Origin of the sequence: Rhizobium phaseoli (assembly GCF_001664385.1) — a bacterium.
GTDB classification, from domain to species: Bacteria; Pseudomonadota; Alphaproteobacteria; order Rhizobiales; family Rhizobiaceae; genus Rhizobium; species Rhizobium phaseoli.
This window is the reverse complement of the sequence record NZ_CP013536.1, coordinates 299,200-312,372: the sequence shown is the minus strand read 5'-3', so window position 1 is coordinate 312,372 and position 13,173 is coordinate 299,200. Positions and strand designations below refer to the sequence as shown.

Genomic DNA, 13,173 nt, shown 5'->3' with positions numbered 1-13,173 from the left:
CACATCTATGTTTTGGAAAGGTCGACCGCGCGCCTCGCTTACTTGAAGCGATCCAGCGTCTTATAATAAAGCCCTACCATCGGCAGGAACCACGGCTTGCCGAAATGGCCGGGAACGGCGGGCCATTCGAGCCCTTTGACCGGATTGCGGTTTGCCTTGCCCATGATCGCGTCGGCCATGATCATGCCGAGATGGGTGGAAAGCTGGGCGCCGTGACCGGAATAGCCCATGGCGTACCACACGCCATCGACATAGCCGGCGCGCGGATAGCGGTCCTTCGTCATGTCGACCAGCCCACCCCAGCAATAGTCGATTTCGACACCGGCGAGTTGCGGGAAGATCTCGGCGAGACTGGCGCGCAGAATATCGCCGCTCTTTGCGTCCGATCGCTGATCCGACGTTGCGGAAAAGCGGGCGCGACCGCCGAAGATCAGCCGCTTGTCCGGCGACAGCCGGAAATAGTTGCCGATGTTCATCGATGTGACGCAGGTCCGATTTCCCGGCATCGTCGCGTCGATTTCGGCATCGCTCAGCGGACGGGTGGCGATCAGGAAGCTGCCGACCGAAATGATCCGACGACGGAAATAGCCGAAGAGCGACGGCGTGTAGGCGCCGGTCGCAACCAGCACGTGGTCGGCGGTGACGGTGCCCCGCGCGGTCTCAAGGCTGTGGCGGCCGCTACCCTGCCTGTGGCCGGTCACCGCAGCCTGTTCGAAAATGGTCGCGCCGTGGCGGACGGCCGCGGCGGCAAGCCCGGCGGCATAGCGGCCCATATGCATCATCGCGCTCTTCTTCGAGAGCATGGCGCCGTGAAAAGGCGACCCCACCTCGCCCTTCAGCTCGTTTGCCGTCAGAAGCGCCGTGTCCGGATCGACGTCTTTGTGCACGGCCTCAAAATTGCGGGCGATGGCTTCGAAGTGCTGCGGCTTGGAGGCAAGCTTTAGCTTCCCGGCCCGACGGAAATCGCAGTCGATCCCCTCTGCCGTGATGATCGCCTCGATCGTATCGATGGAATCGTCGAACGCCCGATAGAGCGCAACGGCCCGCTCCACGCCCAGCGCGGCCTTGGCGGACAGGAAGCTATGCGCAAGGCCGTTATTGAGATGGCCGCCATTGCGCCCCGATGCGCCCCAGCCGACACGCTCGCCCTCCAGCACGACGACCTTGACGCCGGCTGTCGCAAGCTGGCGCGCTGCGGCGAGCCCGGTGAAGCCGGCGCCGATGATGGCGACGTCGTAATGTCCTTCGACAGGACCTTGGGCCGCCTCAGCAAAAGGGCGGGCCGTGTCGTGCCAGTAGGATTGGAACTGCATCCGCTTGTCTCCGTCAGAGTCCGACGACGCCCGGCAGGCCTGAAATATGCGGGATTTCGACATACCCGTAATAGGGATTGGCCGGCTCGTGGCCGCGATTGACCCAGACCTTGTTCTTGATGCCGAGATCATGCGCCGACATCAGATCGTAGCGGAAGGAGGACGAGCAATGCAGCACGTCCTGCGGCCCGCAGCCGAGCATGTCGAACATATATTCGAAGGCTTGGAAACGCGGCTTATAGGCATTTGCCTGTTGAGCGGTATAAACCGCGTGGAAGGGCGCGCCGAGCTTTTCGACATTCGACATGATCTGAGCGTCCATGGCGTTGGACAGGATGACCAGCGGAATTTCCCGCGCGACCTTGGCAAGGCCCTCGGGTACGTCTCGATGCGGACCCCAGGTCGGAACACGCTCGTAAACCATTTGCGCGGCTTCGTCGCGAAAGGTCACGCCGTTGCGCTTGCATGCCCGCTCGAGCGAATTGTGCACCACCTCGGCATAGGGTTTCCAGGCGCCCATGATCTCGTCGAGACGATAGGCGGCGAAATTCTTGATGAACTCGACCATACGCGGCTCGTCGAGTTGCTCGCCGTAAAGGTCGCGCGCTGCTTCCGCCATCTGGAAGTTGGTCAGCGTGCCGTAGCAATCGAAGGTGATGTATTTCGGACGGAACGTGGTCATCAGCATATCCTCGAAAGATTGGAACAGGGGGACGTGTCCACAATCATAGGCACCGCCTTGCCCATGGCTTGCCTGAATCGGCGGCATCGGAAGCAGAATCTATCGTATCGAAACCGGCGTTTGGCAGAAGGTTGCGCGCTCCCGCAGACGGATCATGCCGTCAAACTCGATGGTCCACGACGCGAGGACGGGTTCAATCGTGGTCGTGGTCATGATGCGAGGGAAGATCGAGGCCGAAGGTCTTGACGAGATCGGCCACTTGCTCCGGGCTGAGGAAGCGGGGATTGAGGTTGCGCAGCAGCAGATAGAGCTTCGCCGTTTCCTCCAGTTCCTCGGTTGCGAAGACCGCCGCCTCCAGGCTGTCACCGGCAACGACGGGTCCATGATTGGCCAGAAGCACCGACGAGTATTTGCCCGCCAGCCCGCGGATCGCATCGGCCACCGCCGGATCGCCGGGGCGATAATAGGGCACCAGCGCCGTCTCGCCGGCGCGCATGAGATAGTATGGCGTCATCGGCGGCAAGGCGGCGCGCGGATCGATCTCCGGCAGCATCGTCAGCGCCACCGCATGCGTGGAATGAAGATGGACGATGGCGCGGGCGCTGCCGCGTGTGTCGTAGAGGGCGGTGTGAAGCGGGATTTCCTTGGTCGGCTTGTCACCGGATAGGAGCCGGCCTTCGGCATCGAGCCTTGAAATACGCGCCGGGTCGAGAAAGCCGAGCGAAGCGTTGGTCGGCGTGACCAGCCAGCCGCCGTCCTCCAGCCGTAACGATATGTTGCCCGACGAACCGGGTGTCAGCCCGCGCTCGAACAGCGACCGGCCGTATCGACAGATTTCCTCACGCAGGCGCGCGTCGGACATGACAGTTCCTCCAATTCATGCGGTCGCCCCCTCGATCAGTTCAAAGCCGAGATCGACGACCTGCGGCGGCGCATTGGCGACGATGAGTTGCGCGGCTATCTCACCGGTCGCCACGCGCGGCGTCCGGATGGTCGACAAGGGCTGTGGTATCGCCCGGCCGATATCGAGGCCGTTATAACCAAAAATCGCGAGCTGCGAGGGGATCGCGATCCCTTGGGCGAGACAATGAAAATAACCGCCCAGCGCCATATCGTCGTTGGAAAAATAGACGGCATCCAGATCGGTCGCTCGTGCAAGCAATCGCTCCAGTCCCAATCTGCCGTTCTCCACCGAGGATGGGCCGGCAAGAATTTCGCGGGCGATGAGCGGGGCGCCGGCGGCCTCGAGCGTTTCGCAGAAACTGGAAAAGCGCTTGCCGGCGCGGGTATCGCGCTGGAGGTCGTGACCGACATAGCCGATCCTGCGATAAGCCCGCTTGAGCAGGAAGGCAGCGCTCTCCCTTCCGGCCGCGCGGTTCGAGAAGCCGACTGCGATATCGAGGGCGTCGCCGTCCAGATCGAGCAGTTCCACGACCCGGCATCCGCTGGCGCGCAGCATTTTCGCCGTGCCGTCGGTATGCTCGTATCCTGCCAGCATCACCGCCGCCGGCCGCCAGGCGAGCATTGCGGCGGCGAGCGCTTCCTCCCTGCCCGGATCATAGTCGGTCACCGAAAAAACCGACTGATATCGGTTTTCCTCCAGAACGGCGCTGGCGCCGCGCAGCACATCGGGAAAGACGATGTTGGACAGCGAAGGAATGACGAAAGCGACGAGACGCGAACCGGTGGAGGCCAGCGTTCCGGCGATCCGGTTCGGCACATAGCCCAACCGCTCGACAGCGGCCATCACCCGCTCCCGGGTCTTGCCTGAAAACGAACCATGGTTGCGCAGCACGCGCGACACCGTGCTCTCGCCGACGCCGGCCGCTTCCGCGACCTCCGCGAGGGTGACCGTCGCCTGTTGTTTCAATTCCATCGTCAATTTTGAACCCGATATGAGCAAGCCTTCCGGCGCGAAGCGTCTGGCAACACCGTCACTAGGCGAGATTCATTTTTCACTACTTCGGGCAAGAAGCAAGATTTTTTTGGCAGCGCTGCCAATTCGCGGTTGGCAGCGCTGCCAAAATGGATTAAGAGGAATGGCAGCGCTGCCAAAAGAGGATCAGCGCGCCGCGGGAGGACCTGTCGGAGATCGCGGCAACGATCGGAGGAGAGAATCATGACGCTGCATACAGAGGCGCCAGTCGCTGGCGCATATCCCGCACAGGCGACGGAGGATCGGGCCTATGGCAAGGTATTCTGGCGCATCGTGCCGTTTTTGATGTTGTGTTACGTCGTCGCTTATCTCGACCGCGTCAATGTCGGCTTCGCCAAGCTGCAGATGTCGAGCGAGCTCGGCCTCTCGGAAGCTGCCTACGGCATCGGCGCCGGCATTTTCTTCATCGGCTATTTTCTGTTTGAAGTGCCAAGCAATGTCATCATGAATAAGGTCGGTGCGCGGGTCTGGATTGCCCGCATCATGATCACCTGGGGCATCATCTCCGCCGCCTTCATGTTCACCTCGTCGGAAACCGTGTTCTATGTCCTGCGTTTCCTGCTGGGCGTTGCCGAGGCAGGATTTTTCCCCGGCATCATTTTGTATCTGACATCCTGGTATCCGGCGCATCGCCGCGCCAAGATCATTACCACTTTCATGTCCGCTATCCCGGTATCCGCCATTTTCGGCAATCCGCTTTCAGGCTTTTTGATGGACAGCTTTCACGGAACGCACGGTCTGTCCGGCTGGCAGTGGATGTTCCTGATCGAAGCCGTTCCGGCCATTCTTTTCGGCGTCGCGACGTTCTTTTATCTTGATGATAGGATCGCTGACGCGACGTGGCTGGACGATGAGGAAAAGCGGGTGCTGACGGCCAATATCGAGGCGGAGAATAAAGCCAAGACAGCAAGCCCGCACAGCATCTCGGGCACGCTGACCGACCGTCGCGTCTGGCTGATGTGCCTGATTTATTTCTGCTTCGTGCTCGGGCAATATGGCCTGAATTTCTGGATGCCGACCATCGTGAAAGCCTCGGGCGTCAGCGGAAATCTCAACATCGGCCTCATTTCCGCCATCCCCTATATCTGCACATTCGTCGCCATGCTGGCGCTCGGACGTTCCGCCGACAGGCTGCGCGAACGGCGGTGGCACCTCGTCGTCCCGGCTCTTATCGCCGCCGGCGGCTTCGTTGCCGCAACGCTCGCGACGAGCACGACGGTGTCGATCATCTGCCTCTCGCTGGCTGCTGCGGGCGCCATCAGCTGCGCGCCGCTTTTCTGGTCGCTTCCGACCGCTTTCCTCGCCGGCACCGGCGCTGCGGCCGGCATCGCCTGGATCAATTCGGTCGGCAATCTCGCCGGGTTCCTCGGACCGTTTCTGGTCGGCTATCTGAAGGACTTCACCGGCACCAACAGCGCCGGCATGTATCTGCTGGCGGCCGCGCTCGTCATCGGTTCGCTGGCCGTGTTGACGGTCCCGGCTAAAACCGTCAATCGCTAAGCGACAGCCCCTTCGGGACGACTTCCGGAGGGGCACGGATCTTCCTCACGAGACTGGAGAACCTCTCATGACACCGCTTGCTGAAAACCCAGGTTTTGCCGTCGTCGCGGCCGTCATCGGTCTTGGCTCCATGGGACTGGGAATGGCCCGGTCGATGAAGCGCGCGGGTCTCGACGTCATTGGATATGACATAACCCCGGCAGCGGTGGACCGCTTCGTCGCCGAAGGCGGGCGCGGCGCAGCGACGCCAGCCGAGGCCGCCAAAAACGCCGACATCGTCGTTTCCGTGGTGGTCAACGGTGCTCAGACCGAGACCGTGCTGTTCGGGCCGCAGGGCGCTGCGGATACGATGAAGCCCGGCGCCGTCTTCATCTCGTCGGCGACCATGGATCCCGCCGTCGCGCGCGATCTGGCGGCGCGGACGGAGGCCCTCGGCCTGCTTTATCTCGATGCGCCGATTTCAGGCGGCGCGGCCAAGGCCGCACTTGGCGAGCTGACGATCATGGCTTCCGGCTCCGGCCGAGCCTTCGATGCGGCGCGCCCCGCTCTGAACGCCATGGCCGGCAAGGTCTACGAGCTCGGCGATGCCGCCGGAACGGGCGCCGCCTTCAAGATGATCAACCAGCTTCTCGCCGGCGTGCACATCGCAGCCGCCTGCGAGGCGATAAGCTTTGCCGCCAAGCAGGGCCTCGACCTCGACAAGGTCTATGAAGTCATCACCGCCTCGGCCGGCAATTCCTGGATGTTCGAAAATCGTATGCCGCATGTGCTGGCCGGAGATTACACCCCGCTCAGCAGCATCGAGATCTTCGTCAAGGATCTCGGCATCGTCCAGGATATGGCCCGTTCCGAGCGTTATCCGGCACCGCTCGCGGCGGCGGCTCTGCAGATGTATTTGGCGGCGGCCGGAGCCGGCATGGGCCGTGACGACGATTCCTCGCTCGCGCGCCTCTACGCGCAGCTTTCCGGCACGCAATTGCCCGGCTCCGCCAAAGAACCACAGAGCCGCTAAGGACTATCGACATGCCCGTTTTCGCCGCCAACCTGACGATGATGTTCAATGAATGGGACTTCCTCGACCGCTTCGACGCCGCAGCCGATGCGGGGTTTTCCGCCGTCGAATATCTGTTTCCCTACGAGGCCGCGCCGGAGGCCATCGCCGAACGACTTGCCCGCAACGATCTGCAGCAGGCTTTGTTCAATCTGCCGCCAGGGGATTGGGGTGCGGGCGAGCGCGGGATCGCGGCTCTTCCCGAACGGTTCGACGATCTCAAAGCGGATGTCGAGCGGGCGTTGGACTATGCGGCGGCGACGGGCGTCAAGCGATTGCACCTGATGGCGGGCATCGCCGACCCTCATGATCCAGAGGCCGCCGACTCCTTCCGGCGCTGCGTCACCTACACTGCCGGCCGGCTTGCGGAAAAAGGCATCGATCTGCTGTTGGAGCCGATCAACGGGCGCAACATGCCTGGATATTTCCTCAACGACTTCGCGATCGCCGAACGGCTGATCGCCGAATGCGGCCTGCCGAACCTGAAACTGCAATTCGACATCTATCACCGTCAGATCCTCCATGGCGACGTCACCAAGGCGTTGCGGCGCCTGCTAGAGATCACCGGCCATATCCAGATCGCCAGCGTGCCCTCCCGCAACGAGCCTGATGGAGAGGAGCTGAACTATCCCTACCTGTTCAGCGAAATCGACCGGCTGGGTTATGACGGTTTCATCGGCTGCGAATACGTCCCGCGCGGCCAGACACTGGATGGCCTTGGCTGGTTCAAACCTTTTGCACGGAGCTAGACAATGGCCATTTCACTTGGATCAATAGCAGACGACTACACCGGCGCGTCCGATCTCGCCAACACGCTGACGAAGAACGGTCTGCGGACAGTGCAGACGGTCGGCATTCCCGATCCGTCGCTCGTGCTGCCGGAGGTCGATGCGGTGGTCGTCTCCCTGAAAATTCGCTCCGTTCCGGCTTCGGAGGCCGTGACCGCCGCGACCGAAGCTGAGCGCTGGCTGCGCCAGCAGGGTGCGGGCCATGTGCTTTACAAGATCTGTTCGACCTTCGATTCCACCGATGCCGGCAATATCGGCCCCGTCACCGAGGCTTTGAGCGAGGCTGCGGGCGGCGGTGGCGTGCTGGTGACGCCAGCCTTTCCGGACACCGGGCGCACCGTCTATCTCGGCCACCTCTTCGTCGGCGGCCAGCCATTGAACGAAAGCCCGCTCAAGGACCACCCGCTGAACCCGATGCACGATGCCAATCTCGTCCGGGTTCTCGCCCGGCAATCGCGCGGCGCCGTCGGACTGATCGATCTGGCAGCCATCGCTGCCGGGCCGGCCGCCGCCAAGGCGAAGTTCGACGCCCTGCGAACGACGGGCGCGACCATGGCTATCGCCGACGCGATTTTCGAGCGGGATCTGGAAACATTGGGCGAGATCGCGCTGGAAACGCCGGTATCCACCGGTGCGTCCGGCCTCGGCCTCGGCCTTGCCCGCGCGCTCGTCCGCTCCGGCCGGATATCCGGCAGCGCGACAGGTGAAGACGTCATTCGCCCAGTCGGCGGGCTTTCGGCGATCATTGCCGGCAGCTGTTCGAAAGCGACGCTGCGCCAACTCGACATCGCCGAGCAATCGATGCCCGTGCTGCGGCTTGATCCTGAGCGGCTGCTGGCCGCCGGTCCGGATGAGATCGCCGCGGCGATTTCCTGGGCGGGAGACCGCATTTCTGCCGGCCCGGTCGTGGTCGCCGCGAGCGCGGCGCCCGAAACCGTATCCCGGCTGCAATCGCAATATGGGCGGGAGGCCTCCGGCCACGCGATCGAGACCGCCACATCGATTATCGCCGCCGAGCTGGTGGATCGAGGCGTGCGGCGCCTCGTCGTCGCAGGCGGCGAGACCTCGGGAGCCGCAGTCGACAAGCTCGCCATCCCGGCTTTTCTGATCGGCCCCGAAATTGCGCCCGGCGTGCCGGTGCTGCGGACGGTCGGCAATAGGCAGGGCGACATGCTTCTGGCGTTGAAATCAGGAAATTTCGGCGGCGAAGATTTCTTCGCCGCAGCGCTGGCGATGATGCAGTGACAAGGTTGGCGAAAGGCTCGGTCCTCCAGCATAAGATGCGGCGGCCGGTGATCGCAAAGCCATAAGATACTGCCTGAACCACGGCCTTCAGACGATCTGCCCGCCGGCGCTCCGGCAGACTGGCGGACACGACATGAAGGACGCCCCATGCAAGCAAGCCAGATCGAAATCGTCCCATTCAGCCCCGACCACCTGGCCGCCGCCGTCGCGCTCTCCAAACAGGCGGGCTGGCCACATCGGACGGAAGACTGGCAGATGGCGCTCGCCTTGAGCGACGGGATGGTCGCACTCGAAGACGACAGGGTCGTCGGCACTGTGCTCGTCACGCCATACCAGCAAGATTGCGCGACGATCAATATGGTCATCGTCGATGAAACCATGCGCGGGCGCGGCCTCGGCCGCAGGCTGATGGACGCAGCACTGCAAGTTGCAGGAGACCGGCCGCTGCGGCTGGTCGCGACGACGGCGGGCCTGCCGCTCTACCAAAAGCTTGGCTTCCATGAAACCGGAACCGTGCTGCAGCACCAAGGCCTTGCCCGAGAAATCCCTGCGCCTGCCGGCACCGAGGCCGCCACCGCCGACGACCTCCCTGCCATCATGGCGCTCGATCGCCTTGCCTTCGGCGCCGACCGCGAAAACCTGCTCTCCTATCTCGCCAAGGTCGGCGAGTTCGCCGTCATTCGCCGCGACGGCGGCGTCTCGGGCTTCGCGTGCATGCGCGCCTTCGGGCGTGGCGAAGTGATCGGACCCGTGGTTGCAACGAACATCGAGGACGCCAGGAAACTCATCGAACATCACATCGCGAGACGCCCAGGACACTTCCTCAGGGTGGATACCACCGCCGAAACAGGACTTTCCCCTTGGCTCGCCGAACAGGGCTTCGCCCATGTCGGCGGCGGCATCGCAATGCGAAATCCATCGGCCGGCCACGCCGCCGCCCCTGCTGCCACCACCTTCGCCCTTGCCAGCCAGGCGCTGGGCTGATCGGAGACCCCATGTACGCCAACTCGCTCATCGAACTCGACCGCGCCCATCTCATCCATCCTGTGGCCTCCTACCGCAGTCACGAGAAGCACGGCGTGCGCGTACTGGCCTCGGCCAAGGGCGCAACGGTCACCGACGCCTCCGGCAAACAACTGATCGACGGCTTCGCCGGCCTCTGGTGCGTCAATGCCGGTTACGGCCACGAAAGCATCGTCGAGGCAGCAGCCCGGCAGATGCGGGAGCTTCCCTATGCAACGGCCTATTTCGGCCTCGGCTCCGAGCCGGCGATCCGGCTTGCCTCAGAACTCGCCGATCGGGCGCCTGGTGATCTCAACCATGTTTATTTCACCCTCGGCGGCTCCGACGCGGTGGACAGCACGATCCGGTTCATCCGCTACTACTGGAATGCTCGGGGACGGCCCGAGCGCGATCAGTTCATTTCGGTCGAACAGGGCTATCACGGCTCCTCGACGGCCGGTGCGGGCCTGACCGCTTTGCCCGCCTTCCATGCCGGCTTCGGCCTTCCCTTCGACTGGCAGCATAAAATTCCGTCTCATTACGCCTACCGCAACCCGGTCGGCGAGGATCCGCAGGCGATTATCGAGGCCTCGCTGGCAGCGCTGAGAAGCAAGGTCGAGGCGATCGGGCCGGAGCGCGTCGCCGCCTTCTACGTCGAACCGATCCAGGGTTCGGGCGGCGTGCTCGTACCGCCGAAAGGCTGGGTGAAGGCGATGCGCGAATTTTGCCGCGAGCACGACATCCTCTTCGTGGCCGATGAGGTGATCACCGGCTTTGGCCGCACAGGGCCGCTTTTTGCCTGCAGCGAAGAGGGAGTCGTGCCGGATTTCATGACGACCGCCAAGGGTCTCACCTCCGGCTACGTCCCGATGGGCGCCGTCTTCATGGCCGACCACGTCTATGAGACGATTGCCGAGGGTGCCGGCGCCGCCGCTATCGGACACGGCTACACCTATTCGGCCCATCCCGTCAGCGCCGCCGTCGGCCTTGAAGTCCTGACGCTTTATGAAAACGGCCTGCTCGACAATGGCGTCAAGGCCGGGAGGCGGCTGATGCAGGGGTTGGAATCGCTGAGAGATCACCCGCTCGTCGGTGATGTCCGCGGCCGCGGAATGCTCGCCGCCGTCGAGCTCGTGGCCGACAAAATCAACAAGACGCCGCTGCCGGCATCCGCCGAACCCGCCCGCCGGATCTTCGATCGCGCCTGGGAAAACGGCCTCGTCATCCGCGCCTTCGGCAACGGCGTGCTCGGTTATGCGCCGCCGCTGTGCTGCACCGAAACGGAAATCGATGCGATCGTCGAGCGCACGCGTCTGACGCTGGACGAGACGCTTGAGGACCCGGATGTGCGCGGGGCGCTGCGGGTCTGAGAATAGCGCGAAACGGTTAGATTCGGTGTTTTGTGCCGCGCCAGGGCGCCTTTTCGGAGAATCCGGCGCAGCGCAAGTGACAAACTGAAACAGACGAAAGGCACGGATCACAACAAATCCGGCCTTGATACAAGAGCGGGACAACGATCCTGCCGGGAACGGAATATTCTTCTTTGAGAAGCCGCGCTCCATCGGAGCCGAACACTGGGGAATTCGCGTGAGCAAAAGTCTTCCGGAAATCAGCTACATGGGCTTCGACGAGGTCGGCTTGCTCATCGCTTCAGCCGAAACGGGACACGAGATCAACGGCGAGCGGGCGACGCTCAGCCTCTATCGCGAGGCCCACCGCTATTCAGACGATGATGACCTCTTTCCCGACGATCTCGTGCGCGCCTATCTCGCGAGCGGGACGGAGCTTGGCCTGCCCGCCGGCGGGCCGCTGCGGGAGCGGCGGCATGCCCACAAGGGCTGCGACGGCACGATCGAGCCGGCGGAATTCACCGCACCCGATCATTTCACGTCGATGGCCGCCCCGCGGAGGCCGTGGCCACTTCGCGCGCCTGACTTTTAAAACCGGATCGGCTCGCCGGCAGGCGGCCGTCACAGAAAGAAAAGGGGAATGCCATGACCGACTTAAGGACTACGAACTGGACCCGCGCCGACGACGCAGTGGTCGAATGCGCCATCAGACGCGGCGCCACCCGCCGTGAACTGCTGCAGATGCTTCTCGCTGGGGGCGTCGCCATGTCCGCTGGCGGCGTCATCGTTGGTCGCGCCACTAAAGCGATCGCCGCGTCTCCGATCACCGGAGGACATCTCAAGGCGGCAGGCTTCACGTCTTCGACCGCAGACACGCTCGACCCGGCCAAAGCATCGAATTCAACGGATTATTCACGGTGTTCCGCAGTCTATAGCCGCCTTTCCAACCTCGACAGGTCCGGCGCGGTCGAGATGGAGCTGGCGGAAAGCATCGAGAGCACCGATGGCAAGGTGTGGACTGTGAAGCTGCGCAAGGGCGTCACCTTTCACGACGGCAAACAACTTACGTCCGCAGATGTGATCTACTCGCTCAAGCGCCACCTGGATCCCAACGTCGGCTCCAAGGTCAATGCCATCGCAAAGCAAATGACGGGGTTCAAGGCGCTCGACGATCTCACTCTCGAAATAACACTCGCAGACGCCAACGCCGACCTGCCGACCATCCTGGCACTACAGCACTTCATGATCGTCGCGGAAGGGACCGCCGACTTCTCGAAGGGGAACGGCACAGGGCCTTTCGTTCTCGAAAACTTCGAACCCGGTGTGCGCTCGCTTATGCGGCGGAACGACCATTACTGGAAGTCGAAAGGACCATTTGTCGACTCATTTGAGTTCTTCGCGATCAGCGACGACAGCTCGCGCGTGAATGCCTTGCTGTCGGGAGACATCCATGTCGCGGCCGCTATCAATCCCCGCTCGGAACGGCTCGTCGAAGGCAGGCCCGGCTTCGTTCTGTCGAAATCGAGCGCCAACAGCTACACCAACCTCAACATGCGCCTCGATACGACCCCTGGTCAAAACAGCGATTTCGTCGCGGGCATGAAGCACCTGGTTAATCGTGAGCAGATCCTGAGGGCAGCCCTGCGCGGGCGCGGTGAAATCGGCAACGACCAGCCGATTTTCCCGGGCAACCCCTATCGCAACGACGACCTCAAGCCTAAGCCGTACGACCCTGAAAAGGCAAAGTTCTATTTCAACAAGGCGGGCGTTCTCGGTCAGTCGATCCCGGTGATCGCGTCCGAGGCCGCGAACTCCGCAATCGACATGGCGATGATCATTCAGGCCGCCGGCGCCGAAATCGGCATGAAGCTCGACGTCCAGCGCGTGCCCTCCGACGGCTATTGGGACAAGTATTGGCTCAAGGCCCCGATCCATTTCGGCAATATCAATTATAGGCCGACGCCCGACATCCTGTTCTCGTTGCTATATGCGTCCGGCGCACCCTGGAATGAGAGCCATTACAAATCGGATAAATTCGACAAGATGCTGATCGAGGCGCGCGGCTCGCTCGATCAGGAGAAGCGTAAAGCGATTTACAATGAGATGCAGGTGATGATTGCAGATGAGGCCGGCACCATCATTCCGGCCTACCTGACCGGGATCGACGCCATCACGGACAAGCTCAAGGGCATGGAAACGAACCCACTCGGAGGTATGATGGGTTATCGCATGGCCGAGCATGTTTGGTTTGAATCGTGATCGCCAAAGTAGTCTCGGGGCTGCCGCCACATTGCTGTGGCCCCTCTG

Annotated in this window: 12 protein-coding genes; 8 read left to right on the top strand and 4 right to left on the bottom strand. The window is 62.6% G+C overall.

What is annotated here, in order from left to right; translation table 11 throughout:
- Positions 1-38 precede the first annotated feature (38 nt).
- From AMC88_RS28655 to AMC88_RS28640, 4 genes are all read right to left on the bottom strand, one after another.
- On the bottom strand, positions 39-1,313 hold the full coding sequence (locus AMC88_RS28655; protein WP_012490041.1) for an NAD(P)/FAD-dependent oxidoreductase: 1,275 nt from the start codon (positions 1,311-1,313) through the stop codon (positions 39-41).
- A 13-nt stretch (positions 1,314-1,326) separates the two neighbouring features.
- Complete coding sequence (locus AMC88_RS28650; protein WP_012490042.1) at positions 1,327-1,995, bottom strand: haloacid dehalogenase type II; 669 nt, start codon at positions 1,993-1,995, stop codon at positions 1,327-1,329.
- Between the two features lie 193 nt (positions 1,996-2,188).
- On the bottom strand, positions 2,189-2,857 hold the full coding sequence (gene otnC, locus AMC88_RS28645) for a 3-oxo-tetronate 4-phosphate decarboxylase (RefSeq protein ID WP_012490043.1): 669 nt from the start codon (positions 2,855-2,857) through the stop codon (positions 2,189-2,191).
- 15 nt (positions 2,858-2,872) lie between these two features.
- On the bottom strand, positions 2,873-3,871 hold the full coding sequence (locus tag AMC88_RS28640; protein WP_016735888.1) for a LacI family DNA-binding transcriptional regulator: 999 nt from the start codon (positions 3,869-3,871) through the stop codon (positions 2,873-2,875).
- Between the two features lie 243 nt (positions 3,872-4,114).
- Between AMC88_RS28640 and AMC88_RS28635 the strand changes: the two genes are divergently transcribed.
- The 8 genes from AMC88_RS28635 (at position 4,115) to AMC88_RS28600 (ending at position 13,125) form a co-directional block, all read left to right on the top strand.
- Positions 4,115-5,431 (top strand): MFS transporter, encoded by a 1,317-nt coding sequence (locus AMC88_RS28635; RefSeq protein WP_037117856.1) that lies wholly within the window; start codon positions 4,115-4,117, stop codon positions 5,429-5,431.
- A 67-nt stretch (positions 5,432-5,498) separates the two neighbouring features.
- Positions 5,499-6,443 (top strand): L-threonate dehydrogenase, encoded by a 945-nt coding sequence (gene ltnD / locus AMC88_RS28630; RefSeq protein WP_037145658.1) that lies wholly within the window; start codon positions 5,499-5,501, stop codon positions 6,441-6,443.
- A gap of 11 nt (positions 6,444-6,454) precedes the next feature.
- Positions 6,455-7,231 carry a 2-oxo-tetronate isomerase gene (otnI, locus tag AMC88_RS28625; protein ID WP_004678967.1) on the top strand — a complete coding sequence of 259 codons (777 nt, stop codon included), beginning with the start codon at positions 6,455-6,457 and terminating at the stop codon, positions 7,229-7,231.
- Between the two features lie 3 nt (positions 7,232-7,234).
- Positions 7,235-8,515 carry a 3-oxo-tetronate kinase gene (gene otnK, locus AMC88_RS28620; RefSeq protein ID WP_037145654.1) on the top strand — a complete coding sequence of 427 codons (1,281 nt, stop codon included), beginning with the start codon at positions 7,235-7,237 and terminating at the stop codon, positions 8,513-8,515.
- A gap of 147 nt (positions 8,516-8,662) precedes the next feature.
- Positions 8,663-9,499, top strand: coding sequence for a GNAT family N-acetyltransferase (locus AMC88_RS28615; protein WP_037145652.1), 837 nt, complete (start codon positions 8,663-8,665; stop codon positions 9,497-9,499).
- A gap of 11 nt (positions 9,500-9,510) precedes the next feature.
- Complete coding sequence (locus AMC88_RS28610; RefSeq protein WP_037145650.1) at positions 9,511-10,887, top strand: aspartate aminotransferase family protein; 1,377 nt, start codon at positions 9,511-9,513, stop codon at positions 10,885-10,887.
- A gap of 217 nt (positions 10,888-11,104) precedes the next feature.
- On the top strand, positions 11,105-11,458 hold the full coding sequence (locus tag AMC88_RS28605) for a hypothetical protein (RefSeq protein ID WP_225884108.1): 354 nt from the start codon (positions 11,105-11,107) through the stop codon (positions 11,456-11,458).
- Between the two features lie 53 nt (positions 11,459-11,511).
- A complete protein-coding gene (locus AMC88_RS28600; RefSeq protein WP_004678982.1) occupies positions 11,512-13,125 on the top strand; it encodes an ABC transporter substrate-binding protein in 1,614 nt (537 codons plus the stop codon).
- Positions 13,126-13,173 lie beyond the last annotated feature (48 nt).